Here is an 18,148-nt window from a genome sequence, read left to right as displayed (position 1 = left end):
AGAAAATACGGGAACCGGCCTATGACGCACTCCGCTCCATCCAGTCAGCCCGTGACCGGGCTGATTCTTTCCGGTGGTGGAGCGCGGGCGGCCTATCAGGTGGGCGTGTTGGCGGCCATCGCCGACCTGCTGCCCAATGCCGAGCACAATCCTTTTCCGGTCATAGTCGGTACCTCCGCCGGGGCCATCAACGCGGTCAGCCTGGCCTGCGGCGCCCTGCATTTCGGTGAGGCGATCCGCCGCCTGACCGAGGTCTGGCAGGGGTTCCACACCCATCAGGTGTACCGCAGCGACTGGTCGGGCGTGCTGCATCAGGCCACGCGCTTCATCGGCCACAGCCTGCTCGGGCTGGGGACGCAGGTGCCGGTGGCGCTGCTGGACAGCTCGCCCTTGAGCAAGCTGCTCGAGCGGGAGCTGGATTTCTCCGGGATCGCCGCGGCGGTGCGTCGGCGCCGCTTGCGCGCCGTGGCGGTGACGGCGTTCGGCTACGAGACCGGTCAGGCGGTGACCTTCTATCAGGGGCGCGCGACCATCGACCCCTGGTTCCGCCATCGCCGGGTCGGCGTGCCGACCCGCCTGGCGCTGCAGCACCTGCTGGCCAGCGCCTCCATTCCCCTGGTGTTCCCGCCGGTGCGGATCAACCGCGAATACTTCGGCGACGGCGCGGTGCGCCAGTCGGCGCCGATCAGCCCGGCGCTGCACCTGGGGGCCAGCCGGGTGCTGGTGATCGGGGTCAGCGGCAACCCCCAGGGCGAGGATGTCAATAGCGCGGTGGTGCGCCCCCACGACGTCAAGCCGCCGACCCTGGCGCAGATCGGCGGCCACATGCTCAACAGCACCTTTATCGACAGCCTGGAGGGCGATATCGAGTTGCTCGAGCGGATCAACCAGCTCAGTCGCCTGGTGCCGCCCGAGGAACGGCCGCGGGGCGGGGGACTCAAGCCGGTGGAGGTGCTGGTGATCTCGCCGAGCCAGCCGGTGGACGAGATCGCCGCGCGCCACCGCCACGAGCTGCCGGCCGCGCTGCGCCTGTTCCTGCGCGGACCGGGGGCGACCCGGGCCAGTGGCGCCGGGGTGCTCAGCTACCTGTTGTTCGAGTCCGGTTACTGCAACGAGCTGATCGAGCTGGGTTACCAGGATGCGATGGCGCAGAAGCTCGAGCTCAACGAGTTTCTCAACCTCAGCCTTCCGCCGGTGCTGCAGGCGGCGCCGACCCCCGCCTAGCCGCGCCGTCCGCGAAGCGCCGGGCGGCCGCTCGGGAGCTGCGCGGCACCCTGGCGAAAACCTGTCGGTCACCTTGTGGGGAAATTGCGCGGCGCGTGCGCCAATGCGGCGAACTGCGTTTAAACTGCGCCTTCCCGACGCTTTCTGTCGCATTTTCGTAAGCGTTGGATTTGCCCGGGGTGGCGCTATAAGAAGTTGTCGCATGGCGACAATGCCGCCCCCGGATCAATCCCTACAATCCTCCCCATCGCCTGCGGTCAATGCAGGTGTTCCTTATTCAGGAGAATGCCAATGTCTGTTCAGCACGACCCGGTGCAACGCGCCGATTTCGACCAAGTGATGGTGCCCAACTATGCGCCTGCCGCCTTCGTTCCGGTGCGCGGCGAGGGGTCGCGAGTCTGGGATCAAGCGGGTCGCGAGCTGATCGACTTCGCCGGCGGCATCGCCGTCAATGCCCTGGGCCACTGCCACCCGGCCCTGGTCGGCGCGCTGACCGAGCAGGCCAATACCCTGTGGCACATCTCCAACGTGTTCACCAACGAGCCGGCCCTGCGCCTGGCGAAGAAGCTGATCGACGCCACCTTCGCCGAGCGGGTGTTCTTCTGCAACTCCGGTGCCGAGGCCAACGAGGCCGCCTTCAAGCTGGCGCGCCGCGTCGCCCACGACCGCTTCGGCCCGGAAAAGCACGAGATCATCGCGGCGACCAACAGCTTCCACGGCCGTACCCTGTTCACCGTCAGCGTCGGCGGTCAGCCCAAGTATTCCGACGGCTTCGGGCCGAAGATCCAGGGCATCACCCATGTCCCCTACAACGATCTGGAGGCACTGAAGGCGGCGATCTCCGACAAGACCTGTGCCGTGGTGCTGGAGCCGATCCAGGGCGAGGGCGGCGTGCTGCCGGCCGATCAGGCCTACCTGGAAGGGGCGCGTCAGCTGTGCGACCAGCACAACGCGCTGCTGGTGTTCGACGAGGTGCAGAGCGGCATGGGCCGCAGCGGCTCGCTGTTCACCTACCAGCACTATGGCGTGACCCCGGACATCCTCTCCAGTGCCAAGAGCCTGGGCGGCGGCTTCCCCATCGGCGCCATGCTCACCACCAGCGCACTGGCCAAGCACCTGGCGGTCGGTACCCACGGCACCACCTATGGCGGCAACCCGCTGGCCTGTGCGGTGGCCGAGGCGGTGATCGACGTGATCAATACCCCCCAGGTGCTCGAAGGCGTCAAGGCCAAGCAGCAGCGTTTCACCCGCAAGCTGCAGCAGCTCGGCGAGCAGTACGGCGTGTTCGGCCAGGTGCGCGGCCTCGGCCTGCTGCTCGGCTGCGTGCTCAACGAGGCCTGGAAGGGCAAGGCCAAGGCGATTCTCGATGCCGCGGCGGCGGAGGGCGTGATGGTCCTGCAGGCCGGCCCGGACGTGGTGCGGTTCGCCCCGAGCCTGGTGGTGACCGATGCCGATATCGACGAGGGCCTGGCGCGCTTCGAACGCGCCCTGGCCAAGCTGACCCAGGCCTGACCGGCGGCTCGGCGCAGGCCTCGCCGAGGGCTGCGCCGGCGCTGTTGACCGCCCCATGGAGGGGGCGGAGCGAAACCAAGGATGACCGTCTCTTGTGTGCCGCGGCCCGTGCCGCGGTTTCTCTGGGCCGCTCGTCGCGAGCGGCTCGGAGCTTTTCTTAGAAGGAGTGACACCATGCTGGTGATGCGACCCGCGCAAATGGCCGACCTCACTGAAGTGCAGCGTCTCGCCGCGGACAGCCCGGTGGGTGTGACTTCGTTACCGGACGATGCCGCGCGCCTGCGCGACAAGATCGCCGCCTCCGAGGCGTCTTTCTCCGCAGAAGTCAGCTTCAACGGCGAAGAAAGCTATTTCTTCGTGCTCGAGGACAGTAACACCGGCAAGCTGGTCGGCTGCTCCGGCATCGTCGCCTCGGCGGGCTATAGCGAGCCGTTCTACAGCTTTCGCAACGAAACCTTCGTGCACAACTCCCGCGAGCTGAAGATCCACAACAAGATCCATGTGCTGTCGCTGTGTCACGACCTGACCGGCAACAGCCTGCTGACCAGCTTCTACATCGAGCGGCCGCTGGTCGGCAGCCTCTGGTCGGAGCTCAACTCCCGGGGACGCCTGCTGTTCGTCGCCAGCCATCCGGAGCGTTTCGCCGACGCCATGGTGGTGGAGATCGTCGGCCACAGCGACGAGGCCGGCGACTCGCCATTCTGGGATGCGGTGGGGCGCAACTTCTTCGATATGAACTACACCGAGGCCGAGCGTCTCTGCGGCCTGAAGAGCCGGACCTTCCTCGCCGAGCTGATGCCGAACTACCCGATCTACGTGCCACTGTTGCCCGATGCCGCCCAGGAGGCCATGGGCCAGGTGCATCCGCGCGCCCAGGTGACCTTCGACATCCTCATGCGCGAGGGCTTCGAGACGGACAATTACATCGACATCTTCGACGGCGGTCCGACGCTGCACGCGCGCACCTCGGGGATTCGCTCCATCACCCAGAGCCGCATGGTCCCGGTGAAACTCGGCGAGCCGGGCAAGGACCGCCGTCCCTATCTGGTGAGCAACGGCCAGTTGCAGGATTTCCGCGCCCTGGTCGCGGAACTCGACTGGGTGCCGGGCAAGCCGGTCACCCTCAGTGTTGAAGCCGCCGAAGCCCTGGGCGTCGGCGATGGCGCCAGCGTGCGCCTGGTCGCGGTTTAAGGAGTCAGCATGATCGTTCGTCCCGTCCGCAGCGCCGATCTTCCGGCCCTGATCGACCTGGCGCGCAGCACCGGCGCCGGCCTGACCACCCTGCCGGCCAACGAGGAGCGTCTGGCGCACCGCGTCGGCTGGGCGGAGAAGGCCTTCCGTGGCGATGCCGAGCGCGGTGATGCCGATTACCTGTTCGTCCTCGAGGACGATGCCGGCCGGGTCGTCGGCATCTCCGCGGTGGCCGGCGCCGTCGGCCTGCGCGAGCCCTGGTACAACTACCGGGTCGGCCTGACCGTCAGCGCCTCCCAGGAGCTGAACATCCATCGGCAGATTCCCACCCTGTTCCTGGCCAACGACCTGACCGGCAATTCCGAGCTGTGCTCGCTGTTCCTCCATGCCGAGCACCGCAGCGGCCTGAACGGGCGCCTGCTGTCCAAGGCGCGCTTCCTGTTCATCGCCGAGTTCCGCGAGCTGTTCGGCGACAAGGTGATCGCCGAGATGCGCGGCATGTCCGACGACAGCGGTCGTTCGCCGTTCTGGGAAAGCCTCGGTCGGCACTTCTTCAAGATGGAGTTCAGCCAGGCCGACTACCTCACCGGCGTGGGCAACAAGGCCTTCATCGCCGAGCTGATGCCCAAGTTCCCGCTCTACACCTGCTTCCTCTCGGAGGAGGCGCGGGCGGTGATCGGCCGCGTCCACCCCGATACCGAGCCGGCGCTGGCGATGCTCAAAAGCGAGGGTTTCCACTACCAGGGCTATGTCGACATCTTCGACGCCGGCCCGGCCATCGAGGCCGAGACCGCGAAGATCCGCGCGGTGCGCGACAGCCAGGCGCTGGTGCTGGCCGTCGGCACCCCGGGCGAAGACGCCACGCCCTACCTGATTCACAACCGCAAGTGCGCCGACTGCCGCATCACCGCCGCGCCGGCGCGCCTGGCCGCCGGCACCCTGGTGGTCGACCCGCTGACCGCCAAGCGCCTGCAGCTGGCCGCCGGCGACCAGGTCCGCGCGGTGCCGCTGTCGGCACGCGGTTGATTGTCGCGCGCCGCCTGACCGGGTCCGGCGGTGCGCTGGAATAACGCAGCCGCCGAACGGGTGGCTGCCGCAAATGCTGGGAGTGATAGAACAACATGAGCACTCATTTCATCGCCGGTAGCTGGCGCGATGGTCGGGGCGAGGCCCTGGAATCCTTGAATCCGGTCAGTCAGCAGGTGCTGTGGCAGGGCCGCGGCGCCGACGCGCAGCAGGTCGAGGTCGCGGTGCAGGCCGCCCGCGCCGCCTTCCCGGGCTGGGCCGCGCACTCGCTGGACGGCCGCATCGCTGTGCTGGAGCGCTTCGCCGTGGCCCTCAAGAGTCACGCCGACGAGCTGGCCCGGGCGATCGGCGAGGAAACCGGCAAGCCGCTGTGGGAGGCGACCACCGAGGTGACCAGCATGGTCAACAAGGTCGCCATCTCGGTGCAGAGCTACCGCGAGCGCACCGGCGAGAAGAGCGGCCCCCTGGGTGACGCCACCGCCGTGCTGCGCCACAAGCCCCACGGCGTGGTGGCGGTGTTCGGCCCCTACAACTTTCCCGGCCACCTGCCCAACGGCCACATAGTGCCGGCGCTGCTGGCGGGTAACGCGGTGGTGTTCAAACCCAGCGAGCTGACCCCGAAGGTCGCCGAGCTGACCGTCAAGTGCTGGATCGAGGCCGGGCTGCCGGATGGTGTGCTCAACCTGGTCCAGGGCGCGCGGGAGACCGGCGTGGCCCTGGCCGGCCACCCCGGCATCGACGGCCTGTTCTTCACCGGCTCGAGCCGCACCGGCAACCTGCTGCACAGCCAGTTCGCCGGCCGCCCGGAGAAGATCCTGGCCCTGGAGATGGGCGGCAACAACCCGCTGATCGTCGACGAGGTGGCCGATGTCGACGCCGCCGTCTACACCGTCATCCAGTCGGCCTTTATCTCCGCCGGTCAGCGCTGCACCTGCGCGCGCCGCCTGCTGGTGCCCGAAGGGGCCTGGGGCGACGCCCTGCTGGCGCGCCTGGTACAGGTTGCCGGCCAGCTCAAGGTCGGCCGTTTCGACGAGCAGCCGGCGCCCTTCATGGGCTCGGTGATTTCGCTGCAGGCTGCCGAGCAGCTGATGCAGGCGCAGCAGGCGCTGCTCGCCAAGGGCGCCGTGGCGCTGCTGGCGATGACCCAGCCGGAGGCGAGTGCGGCCCTGTTGACCCCGGGTATCCTCGATGTCACGGCGGTCGCCGAGCGCGCCGACGAGGAGTTCTTCGGTCCGCTGCTGCAGGTCGTGCGCTACGCCGACTTCGATGCCGCCATCGCCGAGGCCAACAACACCCAGTACGGCCTGGCCGCCGGCCTGCTGTCGGACTCCAAGGCCAGCTACGAGCGCTTCTGGCTGCACAGCCGCGCCGGTATCGTCAACTGGAACAAGCAGTTGACCGGCGCGGCCAGCAGTGCCCCCTTCGGTGGCATCGGTGCCTCCGGCAACCATCGCGCCAGCGCCTACTACGCGGCCGACTACTGCGCCTATCCGGTGGCCTCGCTGGAAAGCGAGAGCCTGAGCCTGCCCGCCACCCTGACTCCTGGAGTAAGCCTGTGAACAATGCCTTTGAAGTGAATTTCGACGGGCTGGTGGGGCCGACCCACAACTACGGTGGCCTGTCCTACGGCAACGTCGCCTCGCAGAGCAATAGCCAGGCGGTGTCCAATCCGAAGGAAGCCGCCAAGCAGGGCCTGGCGAAGATGAAGGCGCTGATGGAGCTGGGCTTCAAGCAGGGCGTACTGGCCCCGCAGGAGCGCCCCAACGTCGCCGGCCTGCGCAGCCTGGGCTTCACCGGCAGCGACGCCCAGGTGATCGAGAAGGCGGCCAAGGAGGCCATGCCGCTGTTGGTCGCCAACTGCTCGGCCTCCAGCATGTGGACCGCCAACGCCGCCACCGTCAGCCCCAGCGCCGACACCGCGGACGGCCGCGTGCACTTCACCGCGGCGAACCTCAACTGCAAGTACCACCGCTCCATCGAACACCCGACCACCAGCCGCGTGCTCGGCGCCATGTTCGCCGACCAGCGCTACTTCGCCCATCATGCGGCGCTGCCGGCGGTCGGCCAGTTCGGTGACGAGGGCGCGGCCAACCACACGCGCTTCTGCAAGGGCTACGGCGAGGCCGGGGTGGAGTTCTTCGTGTTCGGCCGCAGCGCCTTCGATGCGCGCTACCCGGCCCCGCAGCGTTACCCGGCGCGCCAGACCCTGGAGGCGTCGCAGGCGGTGGCCCGCCTGCATGGCCTCTCCGAGGAGGGCGTGGTCTATGCCCAGCAGTCGCCGGCGGTGATCGACCAGGGCGTGTTCCACAACGATGTGATCGCGGTGGGCAACGGCGAGGTGCTGTTCTATCACCAGGACGCCTTCCTCGACACCGACAAGGTGCTGGCCGAGCTGGGCACCAAGCTGGCACGCCGTGGCGGCGACTTCCAGGCGGTGTGCGTGCCGCGCGAGGCGGTCGGCGTCGAGGACGCGGTCAAGTCCTACCTGTTCAACAGCCAGCTGCTCAGTCGCGGCGACGGCGGCATGCTGCTGGTCGTGCCGGAGGAGTGCCGCAACAACGCCAGGGTGTGGGACTACCTGCAGCAGCTCACCGCCGGCCAGGGGCCGATCCGCGAGGTCAAGGTGTTCGACCTCAAGCAGAGCATGCAGAACGGCGGTGGCCCGGCCTGTCTGCGTCTGCGCGTGGCGCTCAAGGAGCAGGAGCTGGAGGCGGTCAACCCGGGGGTGATCATGACCCCGAGCCTGTACGACAGGCTCAACCTGTGGGTCGACAAGCACTACCGCGACCAGCTGCGTGAAGGCGATCTGGCCGACCCGCAGTTGCTCCTCGAATGCCGCGCGGCATTGGATGAACTGACGCAGATCCTTAAACTGGGCTCGGTGTATCCCTTCCAGCTGGATTGACGGCGACGAACCCGTAGGATGGATCGCGCTTCATCGATCCACCTATGGATGTATAACGCGACCTCCGCCCGGCCCAACTTAACTGAGTACTGATGACCATGTCCGACGCCCTGCAACTGATCCTCGAAGATACCGACGGCACCCAGCTGGAGACCTCCTGCACCCGCTTCGCCGTCCTCTGGCAGGGCAAGGAAGTGTGGATTCAGCAGGTCGGCAACGGCCAGCTGATGATCGGCGTGGATGTCGCCGAAGGCGATAGCGAGTACGCCAACCTGCTGCTGCGTCCGCTGGCCACCAACCTGGTCAGTCTCGAGCTGGAAATGGAACCGGCCGAGCTCGGCGACGACGAGCACGTTCACGGTCCCGACTGCAACCACGATTGAGGTAATCCCTATGCTCGCCCTCGGCAAACTGCTCGAACTGACCCTGGCCGGCCATGAGCCGGCAGCGAAGCTCCAGCTGACCCACGAGGGCGCGCGGTTGCGCTGGCTGGCCGAGGGCGCCCTGGAAGTCACGCCGCCGGCGGCCAGCGACAATGGCCTCGACCTGCTGCTGTCGGCCGGCATCCACGGCAACGAGACCGCGCCGATCGAGCTGCTCGACCGTCTGTTGCACGGCATCGCCAGTGGCGAGCTGAAGCCGCGGGCGCGCATGCTGTTCCTGCTCGGCAATCCGGCCGCCATTCGCCAGGGCGAGCGCTATATCGAGCAGGACATCAATCGCCTGTTCAACGGGCGCCATGAAATGACCACCGGCTTCGAGGCGATGCGCGCCTGCGAGCTGGAGCACCTGGCCGCCACCTTCTTCGGTCAGCCCGGGCGCACGCGCCTGCACTACGACCTGCACACCGCTATTCGTGGCTCGAAGATCGAGCAGTTCGCCCTCTATCCCTTCCAGGAAGGGCGGGCGCGCAGCAAGCGCGAGTTGGCCCGGCTGAGCGCGGCGGGGGTCGAGGCGGTGCTGCTGCACAACAAGCCCTCGACCACCTTCAGCGCCTACACCTACAGTCAGCTCGGCGCCGAGGCCTTCACCCTGGAGCTGGGTAAGGCCCGCGCCTTCGGCCAGAACCAGGAGGTCAACCTGGACCGCCTGGAGGCACGCCTGCACAGCATCATCGAGGGCCGCGAGCCCGAGACCCAGGACGGCGAGTTCGGCGACCTGCAGCTGTTCGCCGTGGCGCGGGAAGTCATCAAGCACAGCGACGGCTTCCGCCTGCACCTGCCGGCGGATGTCGAGAACTTCAGCGAGCTGCCGGTTGGCTACCTGCTCGCCGAGGACCTCAGCGACACCCGCTGGGTGGTGGAGGAGCAGGGCGCGCGGATCATCTTCCCCAACCCCCGGGTGAAGAACGGCCTGCGTGCCGGCATTCTTATCGTCCCCGCCGAGGCTCCGCACCTCGCCTGACTCGCGTGCGGCTGCCATGGCGGCTGTGCGGCGCGGCCCGATGGTGTCGGCTTGGCCCGCGCGGCGCCATCTGTCCTGTGCCACCTGGGCCTATCTGTACCTTGTCGGTCCATCCCGGGCGCCTTAGCATCGAGGCTTTCGTCACCATCAGGGAAGTCTTTTCATGTCCGTCATCGACCTGCGCAGCGACACCGTCACCCAGCCCACCCCCGGCATGCGCGAGACCATGCTGGCCGCCGAGCTGGGCGACGACGTCTATGGCGAGGATCCGACGGTCAACCGCCTGGAAGCATCCCTGGCCGCGCGGCTGGGGTTCGCCGCCGGGCTGTTCGTGCCCACCGGCACCATGAGCAACCTGCTCGGCCTGATGGCCCACTGCGAGCGGGGCGACGAATACCTGGTCGGCCAGCAGGCCCATACCTACAAGTACGAAGGCGGCGGCGCCGCGGTGCTCGGTTCGATCCAGCCGCAACCGCTGGAGATGGAGGCCGATGGCTCGTTGGGCCTGGCCCGGGTCGAGGCGGCGATCAAGGCGGACGACTTCCACTTCGCCCGCACCCGCCTGCTGGCGCTGGAGAACACCATGCAGGGCAAGGTGCTGCCGCAGGCCTACCTGGCGGCCGCCCGCGAACTGACCCGCCGCCATGGCCTGGCTCTGCACCTGGACGGTGCGCGGCTGTTCAATGCCGCGGTCAGGCTGGGGGTGGAGGCCATCGAGATCACCCGCCATTTCGACTCGGTGTCGGTGTGCCTGTCCAAGGGCCTCGGCGCTCCCGTGGGCTCGGTGCTGTGCGGCAGCGCCGAGCTGATCGGCAAGGCGCGGCGGCTGCGCAAGATGGTCGGCGGCGGCATGCGTCAGGCCGGGGTGCTGGCGGCGGCCGGCCTCTATGCCCTGGAGCATCAGGTGGCGCGTCTGGCCGAGGACCATGCCAATGCCGAGCGCCTGGCCGCAGGCTTGGGCGAGCTGGGCTATGCGGTCGAGCCGGTGCAGACCAACATGGTCTATGTGCAGCTCGATCAGCAGGCCGATGCGCTCAAGGCGTTCTGTGCCGAGCGGCAGATTCGCCTGAGCGCCGCGCCGCGCCTGCGCCTGGTCACCCATCTGGATTTCGCCGCCGCCGATATCGCGCGGGTGCTCGAGGCGTTCGCGGCATTCCGCCGCCCCTGAACGACCCCTGGCGCCGAATAGGCGCCCTCTATCGAGAAAGGCACTAGCCTCGCATGCCAGGGCCGATATAATGCGGCCCTTTGCCGGCTTTGCCGTGGCCGCCTGATTCCGTGGATGACCCTATGAAAAGCGCAGAAATCCGTGAAGCCTTCCTGAGCTTCTTCGAAGAGAAAGGCCACACCCGTGTCGCCTCCAGCTCCCTGATCCCGGGCAACGACCCGACCCTGCTGTTCACCAACGCGGGGATGAACCAGTTCAAGGACTGCTTCCTCGGCCTGGAAAAGCGCGCCTACACCCGCGCCACCACCAGCCAGAAGTGCGTGCGCGCCGGCGGCAAGCACAACGACCTGGAGAACGTCGGCTACACGGCGCGTCACCACACCTTCTTCGAAATGCTCGGCAACTTCAGCTTCGGCGACTACTTCAAGCGTGACGCCATCCATTTCGCCTGGGAGTTCCTCACCGGCGACAAGTGGCTGAAGCTGCCCAAGGACAAACTGTGGGTCACCGTCTACGCCAGCGACGACGAGGCCTACGACATCTGGACCCAGCAGGTCGGCGTGCCGGCCGAACGCATGGTGCGTATCGGCGACAACAAGGGCGCGCCCTACGCCTCCGACAACTTCTGGGCCATGGGTGACACCGGCCCCTGCGGGCCTTGCACCGAGATCTTCTTCGACCACGGTCCGGACGTGGCCGGCGGCCCGCCCGGCAGCCCGGACGAGGACGGTGACCGCTACATCGAGATCTGGAACAACGTGTTCATGCAGTTCAATCGCACCGCCGACGGTGTGATGCACCCGCTGCCGGCGCCGAGCGTGGACACCGGCATGGGCCTGGAGCGCATCAGTGCGGTGCTGCAGCACGTGCACTCGAACTACGAGATCGACCTGTTCCAGCAGCTGCTGGACGCCGCGGCCCAGGCCATCGGCTGCAGCAACGACGGCCAGGCCTCGCTCAAGGTGGTGGCCGACCACATCCGCTCCTGCGGCTTCCTCATCGCCGACGGCGTCACCCCGTCCAACGAGGGCCGCGGCTACGTGCTGCGCCGCATCATCCGTCGCGCCTGCCGTCACGGCAACAAGCTGGGCGCCAAGGGCAGCTTCTTCTATCGCATCGTCGCCGCCCTGGTGGCCGAGATGGGCGAGGCCTTCCCCGAGCTCAAGCAGCAGCAGGCGCACATCGAGCGCGTGCTCAAGGGTGAGGAGGAGCAGTTCGCCAAGACCCTGGAGCAGGGCCTGAAGATCCTCGAGCAGGACCTGGTCGGCCTCAAGGGCAAGATGATCCCCGGCGAGACCCTGTTCAAGCTGTACGACACCTACGGTTTCCCGGTCGACCTGACCGGCGACATCGCCCGCGAGCGCGGCCTGACCATCGACGAGGCCGGCTTCGAGCGCGAGATGGAGGGTCAGCGCGAGCGCGCCCGCTCCGCCAGCGCCTTCGGCATGGACTACAACAGCCTGGTCAAGGTGGACGCCGATACCCAGTTCACCGGTTACGTCTGCACCGCCGACCAGGGCCAGGTGGTCGCCCTGTTCAAGGCCGGCGAGGCGGTCGAGCAGTTGGGCGAGGGCGAGGAGGGCGTGGTGGTGCTCAGCCAGACGCCGTTCTACGCCGAATCCGGCGGCCAGGTCGGCGACTGCGGTTTCCTCGCCGCGGCCGCTGCGCGCTTCGACGTGCGCGACACCACCAAGGCCGGCGGCGCCTTCCTGCACCACGGCATCATCGGCAATGGCAGCCTGCGCGTGGGCGATCAGGTCACCGCCCAGGTCGACGCCACGGTGCGCCAAGCCACGGCGCTCAACCATTCGGCCACCCACCTGCTGCACTCGGCCCTGCGCCTGGTGCTCGGCGAGCACGTGCAGCAGAAGGGCTCGCTGGTCGACAGCCAGCGCCTGCGCTTCGACTTCAGCCACTTCGAGGCGGTGACCCCGGCCCAGCTCAAGGCGCTGGAGGATATGGTCAACGGCGAGATCCGCAAGAACAGCGAGGTGGAGACCGAGGAGACCGATATCGACACCGCCAAGGCCAAGGGCGCCGCGGCGCTGTTCGGCGAGAAGTACGGCGAGACCGTGCGCATGCTGACCATGGGTGGCGGCTTCTCTGTCGAACTGTGCGGCGGCACCCACGTCTCCCGTACCGGCGACATCGGCCTGTTCAAGATCGTCAGCGAGGGCGGCGTGGCCGCCGGCGTGCGGCGCATCGAGGCGGTCACCGGGGCCGCGGCGCTGGCCTATCTGAACGGCGCCGAGGAGCAGCTGAAAGAGGCGGCGGCGCTGGTCAAGGGCAGCCGCGACAACCTGCTGGACAAGCTCGCCGGGGTGCTGGAGCGTAACCGCCAACTGGAGAAGGAGCTGGAGCAGCTCAAGGCCAAGGCCGCCAGCGCCGCCGGCAACGACCTGGCCGGCGCGGCGGTGGAGGTCAAGGGCGCCAAGGTGCTGGCCGCGCGTCTCGACGGCCTGGACGGCAAGGCGCTGCTGGCGATGGTCGACCAGCTGAAGAACAAGCTGGGCAGCGCGGTGATCCTGCTCGGCGGCGTGCAGGACGACAAGGTGGTGCTGGTGGCCGGGGTGACCCAGGACCTGACCGGCAGGCTCAAGGCTGGCGAGCTGATGAAGCAGGCGGCGGCGGCCGTGGGCGGCAAGGGCGGCGGTCGCCCGGACATGGCCCAGGGCGGCGGCAGCGATGCTGCGGCGCTGGACGGCGCCCTGGCGCTGGCCGTGGGGTTCGCCGAGCAAGGGTTGTAAGCGCCGGCCGGTGCGCCGGCGCCGCCAAGGTCAGGCCCCGCCCGGCGGGCCTTGGCACTGCGCTGAGTTGAATGTCTAATGGGCGCCCTTCACGGGCTGAGGCGGCTTTGAAATGGCTTTGATCGTACAGAAATTCGGGGGCACCTCCGTCGGCACCGTTGAGCGTATTCAGCAGGTGGCCGAGAAGGTCAAGAAATTCCGCGAGAACGGCGACGACATCGTAGTCGTGGTGTCGGCCATGAGTGGCGAGACCAACCGCCTGATCGACCTGGCCAGGCAGGTCAGCGACGATCAGCCGGTGCCGCGCGAACTGGATGTGATGGTATCGACCGGCGAGCAGGTGACCATCGCCCTGCTGGCCATGGCGCTGATCAAGCGCGGCGTGCCGGCGGTGTCCTACACCGGCAACCAGGTGCGCATCCTCACCGACAGCGCACACAACAAGGCGCGCATCTTGCAGATCGACGACCAGAAGCTGCGCAACGACCTCAAGGCCGGGCGCGTGGTGGTGGTCGCCGGCTTCCAGGGCGTGGACGAGCACGGCAACATCACCACCCTCGGCCGCGGTGGTTCCGACACCACCGGGGTGGCCCTGGCCGCGGCGCTGAAGGCCGACGAGTGCCAGATCTACACCGACGTCGATGGGGTCTACACCACCGATCCGCGCGTGGTGCCCCAGGCCCAGCGCCTGGAGAAGATCACCTTCGAGGAAATGCTGGAAATGGCCAGCCTCGGCTCCAAGGTGCTGCAGATTCGTTCGGTGGAGTTCGCCGGCAAATACAACGTCCCGCTGCGCGTGCTGCACAGCTTCCAAGAGGGCCCGGGCACCCTCATTACCCTTGATGAAGAGGAAACCATGGAACAGCCGATCATCTCCGGCATCGCCTTCAATCGCGACGAAGCCAAGCTGACTATCCGTGGCGTGCCCGACATCCCGGGCGTGGCCTTCAAGATCCTCGGTCCGATCAGCGCCGCCAACATCGAGGTGGACATGATCGTGCAGAACGTCTCGCACGATAACACCACCGACTTCACCTTCACCGTGCACCGCAACGACTACCAGAGTGCGCAGCAGGTGCTGGAAAACACCTCCCGCGAGCTGGGTGCCCGCGAAGTGGTCGGCGACATCAAGATCGCCAAGGTGTCCATCGTCGGCGTCGGCATGCGTTCCCACGCCGGCGTCGCCAGCCGCATGTTCGAGGCCCTGGCCAAGGAAAACATCAACATCCAGATGATCTCCACCTCGGAGATCAAGGTGTCGGTGGTGATCGAGGAGAAGTACCTGGAACTCGCGGTGCGCGCCCTGCATACCGCGTTCGAACTGGACGCTCCGGCCCGCCAGGGCGACTGAGGCATTTCCGAAAGGCGCGGCAGGTTCCGCGCCTTTCGTCTTTTTGGTTGGTGGGGGCAGGACTTTCTTTCTGTCCACTCTGGTCAATACTTGGGTGAAGGTTCCGCTTGAGCTGCTCGGGACTGCCACCATTTTTCTTTTTTGCAGACTGTTGTCCTGAAATGTAAGCCGTGAGGAGAAAGGAATGCTGATTCTGACTCGCCGGGTCGGAGAGACCCTGATGGTCGGTGATGAAGTGACTGTCACCGTGTTGGGCGTGAAAGGTAATCAGGTGCGCATCGGCGTCAACGCGCCGAAGGAGGTAGCCGTGCACCGTGAGGAGATTTACCAACGTATTCAGAAAGAGAAAGGCGACGAACCAAGCCACTAATTTTTCTCGAAATTTTGGCTTTGCAAACGGGGAAAACATGGTTATCATGCGCCCCGTGTTGCGGAGAGGTGGCCGAGTGGCCGAAGGCGCTCCCCTGCTAAGGGAGTACACCTCAAAAGGGTGTCGGGGGTTCGAATCCCCCCTTCTCCGCCATATTTTGCAGTGTAGGGTGTGTTTCAGCGTTAGATCGATAAGTTGTTGAAATTAATCGAATTAATGCTTGATTAACGAAGTTTTATCCCTATAATGCGCACGCTCAGTGCACTCATAGCTCAGCTGGATAGAGTACCCGGCTACGAACCGGGCGGTCGGAGGTTCGAATCCTCCTGAGTGCGCCATACAGCAAATGGCTTGCAGTGATGTAAGCCATTTTGTTTTAACCAGCGGTGATCTGGTCTAAAAGCGCCATACGCACTCATAGCTCAGCTGGATAGAGTACCCGGCTACGAACCGGGCGGTCGGAGGTTCGAATCCTCCTGAGTGCGCCATACCGAAAGGGCCTGCAGCGATGCAGGCCCTTTTTCTTTGTCCGGACTTTCTGCTCGCTAGGGTTTTCCTCTGACGCAGCCGGCTTCGTCGAAGCTGACCTGGCGGCTGCTGCCTTCGCGGTCGCGATAGAGATAGCGGGTCCGGCCGTTCTGGCGGCTGACCTTGTCCGGCTTGCCGAGGGCGCTTTCCACATCGCTGCGGGTCATGCCGGCGAGCACCTGTTGCTGGATCATGGCCGTGCGCCGGGCGCTGCCGGTGACGCGGTTGCCGCAGCCGTCGCCTCGCTCACCAACCACCAGTGTTGTGCTGGGTTTTGCCTGTCGTTTGGTGCGCGTGGCTTTTCCGGTCTTCGCCAGTGGTACCGGCTTGCCGCTGCCGGGTGTCGGGTTGTCGGCGCGGTGCAGCTGCAGGTCTTGCGATTCGCTGCAGCCTTGCAGGGTGAAGGTGATGTGGCCGCTGGGGTCTTCGCAGCGGAACACGGTCGCGGCCAGCAGAGGGGTAGGGCACAGCAGGATGGCGCAGAGCGCTGCGCGGCGCAGTTTAGGCATCGAGACGTCCTCCTTGACGATCACCGAAGCAGCCTAGTCGAAGGCCTTGTCGCTGTCAGGGTGCCTTGCGGCCTGGTGCGGGCGTCGCAGTGGCGCATTCGGAAAAATCACTCAGGTTTGTGGTGCAAGCGCTTGTTCTTGACTGGCTTTTGTCACGTGCAATGACCTTGGGCGGTGTTATCATCTGCGCCGTCGGCCCCGCCGGGGCCTGTGGGACACCACCATGGACTTACCCAGTAGTTACTTTGCATCCCGATTGTGCAATCGCGTATTGATTGATTGACCCTCTTTGGCGTGCGCCGCCGCTGGGGGAGGAGCGCGCCATGACTGAAGTAGACGCCAAGAAGCCGCAAGAAAGCCTGCAGGACCGCCTGGCTCAGGTGGTCGAGCTGTTGCACCGCCACAAGGTGGTCGAAGACCTGACCCACCGTCAGGAAGGCCAGCACCAGGACCTGGTGGAAAACCTGGTGCACCGGCAGAATCTGGCCGAGCTGCAGCGCAAGCTCGACGACCTGCACCCCGCCGACGTCGCCCATATCCTCGAAGCCCTGCCCCTCGACGACCGCCTGACGGTCTGGCAGCTGGTCAAGGCCGAGCGCGACGGCGATATCCTCCTGGAAGTCTCCGACGCGGTACGCGAGTCGTTGCTCGCCGACATGGATGACCACGAGATACTCGCGGCGGCCAAGGAGATGGATGCCGACGAGCTGGCCGATCTGGCGTCCGAGCTGCCGCGCGACGTGGTCCACGAGCTGATGGAGAGCCTCGATGCGCAGCAGCGCGAGCGCGTGCGTTCGGCGCTGTCCTACGAGGAGGAGCAGGTCGGCGCGCTGATGGACTTCGAGATGGTCACCATCCGCGAAGACGTCGGCCTCGAGGTGGTGTTGCGCTATTTGCGGCGCCTGAAGGAGCTGCCGGGGCATACCGACAAGCTGTTCGTGGTCGACTACGACGGCGTGCTCAAGGGTGTGCTGCCGATCAAACGGCTACTGGTCAACGACCCCGAGCGACTGGTCAGCGAGGTGATGGCGACCGACCCGGTGAGCTTTCACCCGGACGAGGACGCCTACGATGCAGCCCAGGCGTTCGAGCGCTACGACCTGATCTCCGCACCCGTGGTGGACAAGAACGGCAAGCTGATCGGGCGTCTGACCATCGACGAGATGGTCGACCTGATCCGCGAGGAGAGCGAAAGCGAAGTCCTCAATATGGCCGGTCTGCGCGAGGAGGAGGACATCTTCGCCTCGGTATGGAAATCCTTGCGCAACCGCTGGGCCTGGCTGGCGATCAACCTGATCACCGCTTTCCTCGCCTCGCGGGTGATCGGCCTGTTCGAGGGCTCGATCGAGAAGCTGGTGGCCCTGGCGGCACTGATGCCCATAGTCGCCGGTATCGGCGGTAACTCGGGCAACCAGACCATCACCATGATCGTTCGGGCCATGGCGCTGGATCAGGTCAGTACCGGCAATACCTCGCGACTGATCCGCAAGGAGCTAGGGGTATCGCTGATCAACGGCCTGGTCTGGGGCGGGGTGATAGGGGCGGTAGCCTTCCTGCTGTACGACAGCTGGTCGCTGGGGGTGGTGATGACCGCCGCGATGACCCTGAACCTGCTGCTCGCCGCCCTGATGGGGGTGTTGATTCCCATGACCCTGGTACGCATGGGGCGCGACCCGGCGATGGGCGCCAGCGTGATGATCACCGCGGTGACCGACAGTGGCGGTTTCTTTATCTTTCTCGGCTTGGCCTCGGTCTTTTTGCTGTGACCCCGGGCTCTTCCGTGGGGCGAGCTGCGCGGGTTGTCGCGATAACGTCCGAAAATGTCACTTTAACGGCCTCGGGTTTGCTTCAAACGCTTGTTTCAAGCTAAGGTGCGCCAGCTTTGCCCGGCGCATTTCCGGGCGCCTCCGCTAATAACGACAATGCGGCCCGGAGCCGCAGTTTAAAGGAGTCATCATGACCCCCAGCCAACTCCTGCTCGAGGGCGTCGAGCTCATGCTGTTCGGCATGGGCTTCGTGTTCGTCTTCCTGGCTCTGCTCATTCTCTCCATTCGCCTGATGGCGCGCCTGCTCGAGCGCTTCGCCGCGCCCGTCCCGCAGCGCGCCGTCGCTGCGCCAGCACCGACCAGGCCATCGGCGCAAGACCCCGCGCCCGAGGTGCTCGCCGCCATCCAGGCCGCCATTCATCAACACCGCGCGCGCCGCGGCTGATC

15 protein-coding genes and 3 tRNA genes are annotated in these 18,148 nt (G+C 66.4%); 17 read left to right on the top strand and 1 reads right to left on the bottom strand.

What is annotated here, in order from left to right; genetic code table 11:
• Nucleotides 1-21: 21 nt before the first annotated feature.
• The 15 genes from ACSX1C_RS08770 (at nucleotide 22) to ACSX1C_RS08700 (ending at nucleotide 15,386) form a co-directional block, all read left to right on the top strand.
• Nucleotides 22-1,224, top strand: a complete 1,203-nt coding sequence (locus tag ACSX1C_RS08770) for a patatin-like phospholipase family protein (protein WP_439889098.1) — start codon at nucleotides 22-24, stop codon at nucleotides 1,222-1,224.
• Between the two features lie 291 nt (nucleotides 1,225-1,515).
• The gene (locus ACSX1C_RS08765; RefSeq protein ID WP_439889097.1) at nucleotides 1,516-2,736 is read left to right on the top strand and encodes an aspartate aminotransferase family protein; all 1,221 of its coding nucleotides are present in this window, start codon (nucleotides 1,516-1,518) and stop codon (nucleotides 2,734-2,736) included.
• A 174-nt stretch (nucleotides 2,737-2,910) separates the two neighbouring features.
• Entirely contained in the window at nucleotides 2,911-3,927 is a 1,017-nt protein-coding gene (gene aruF / locus ACSX1C_RS08760; RefSeq protein ID WP_439889096.1) for an arginine/ornithine succinyltransferase subunit alpha, read from the top strand.
• Between the two features lie 9 nt (nucleotides 3,928-3,936).
• Nucleotides 3,937-4,953 carry an arginine N-succinyltransferase gene (gene astA / locus ACSX1C_RS08755; protein ID WP_439889095.1) on the top strand — a complete coding sequence of 339 codons (1,017 nt, stop codon included), beginning with the start codon at nucleotides 3,937-3,939 and terminating at the stop codon, nucleotides 4,951-4,953.
• A 95-nt stretch (nucleotides 4,954-5,048) separates the two neighbouring features.
• Nucleotides 5,049-6,512, top strand: a complete 1,464-nt coding sequence (gene astD / locus ACSX1C_RS08750) for a succinylglutamate-semialdehyde dehydrogenase (RefSeq protein WP_439889094.1) — start codon at nucleotides 5,049-5,051, stop codon at nucleotides 6,510-6,512.
• Nucleotides 6,509-7,858 carry an N-succinylarginine dihydrolase gene (gene astB / locus ACSX1C_RS08745; protein WP_439889093.1) on the top strand — a complete coding sequence of 450 codons (1,350 nt, stop codon included), beginning with the start codon at nucleotides 6,509-6,511 and terminating at the stop codon, nucleotides 7,856-7,858. The genes astD and astB overlap by 4 nt, the downstream gene beginning before the upstream one ends.
• 98 nt (nucleotides 7,859-7,956) lie before the next feature.
• On the top strand, nucleotides 7,957-8,241 hold the full coding sequence (locus ACSX1C_RS08740) for a topoisomerase II (RefSeq protein WP_213640553.1): 285 nt from the start codon (nucleotides 7,957-7,959) through the stop codon (nucleotides 8,239-8,241).
• 10 nt (nucleotides 8,242-8,251) lie between these two features.
• Complete coding sequence (astE, locus tag ACSX1C_RS08735; RefSeq protein WP_439889092.1) at nucleotides 8,252-9,262, top strand: succinylglutamate desuccinylase; 1,011 nt, start codon at nucleotides 8,252-8,254, stop codon at nucleotides 9,260-9,262.
• A 163-nt stretch (nucleotides 9,263-9,425) separates the two neighbouring features.
• The gene (gene ltaE, locus ACSX1C_RS08730) at nucleotides 9,426-10,430 is read left to right on the top strand and encodes a low-specificity L-threonine aldolase (protein ID WP_439889091.1); all 1,005 of its coding nucleotides are present in this window, start codon (nucleotides 9,426-9,428) and stop codon (nucleotides 10,428-10,430) included.
• A 122-nt stretch (nucleotides 10,431-10,552) separates the two neighbouring features.
• Nucleotides 10,553-13,177, top strand: a complete 2,625-nt coding sequence (alaS, locus tag ACSX1C_RS08725; protein ID WP_439889090.1) for an alanine--tRNA ligase — start codon at nucleotides 10,553-10,555, stop codon at nucleotides 13,175-13,177.
• A 112-nt stretch (nucleotides 13,178-13,289) separates the two neighbouring features.
• The gene (locus ACSX1C_RS08720; protein ID WP_439889089.1) at nucleotides 13,290-14,528 is read left to right on the top strand and encodes an aspartate kinase; all 1,239 of its coding nucleotides are present in this window, start codon (nucleotides 13,290-13,292) and stop codon (nucleotides 14,526-14,528) included.
• Between the two features lie 184 nt (nucleotides 14,529-14,712).
• On the top strand, nucleotides 14,713-14,898 hold the full coding sequence (csrA, locus tag ACSX1C_RS08715) for a carbon storage regulator CsrA (RefSeq protein ID WP_069517029.1): 186 nt from the start codon (nucleotides 14,713-14,715) through the stop codon (nucleotides 14,896-14,898).
• Nucleotides 14,899-14,960: 62 nt separating this feature from the next.
• Nucleotides 14,961-15,051: transfer RNA gene (locus tag ACSX1C_RS08710), tRNA-Ser, on the top strand.
• 108 nt (nucleotides 15,052-15,159) lie between these two features.
• Nucleotides 15,160-15,236: transfer RNA gene (locus ACSX1C_RS08705), tRNA-Arg, on the top strand.
• A gap of 73 nt (nucleotides 15,237-15,309) precedes the next feature.
• A tRNA-Arg gene (locus tag ACSX1C_RS08700) sits at nucleotides 15,310-15,386 on the top strand.
• Between the two features lie 57 nt (nucleotides 15,387-15,443).
• Here ACSX1C_RS08700 and ACSX1C_RS08695 read toward each other — a convergent pair.
• Entirely contained in the window at nucleotides 15,444-15,935 is a 492-nt protein-coding gene (locus ACSX1C_RS08695) for a DUF4124 domain-containing protein (protein ID WP_439889088.1), read from the bottom strand.
• Between the two features lie 323 nt (nucleotides 15,936-16,258).
• Between ACSX1C_RS08695 and mgtE the strand changes: the two genes are divergently transcribed.
• Both mgtE and ACSX1C_RS08685 read left to right on the top strand, forming a co-directional pair.
• Nucleotides 16,259-17,701 (top strand): magnesium transporter, encoded by a 1,443-nt coding sequence (gene mgtE, locus ACSX1C_RS08690; RefSeq protein WP_318645704.1) that lies wholly within the window; start codon nucleotides 16,259-16,261, stop codon nucleotides 17,699-17,701.
• Between the two features lie 190 nt (nucleotides 17,702-17,891).
• On the top strand, nucleotides 17,892-18,146 hold the full coding sequence (locus ACSX1C_RS08685; RefSeq protein ID WP_439889087.1) for an OadG family protein: 255 nt from the start codon (nucleotides 17,892-17,894) through the stop codon (nucleotides 18,144-18,146).
• Nucleotides 18,147-18,148: the final 2 nt, after the last annotated feature.

Source organism: Pseudomonas sp. MBLB4123 (assembly GCF_051904775.1).
Taxonomy (GTDB): domain Bacteria; phylum Pseudomonadota; class Gammaproteobacteria; order Pseudomonadales; family Pseudomonadaceae; genus Aquipseudomonas; species Aquipseudomonas benzenivorans_B.
Note: the sequence above shows the minus strand (reverse complement) of the source record. Positions and strands in the feature narration are given on the sequence as shown.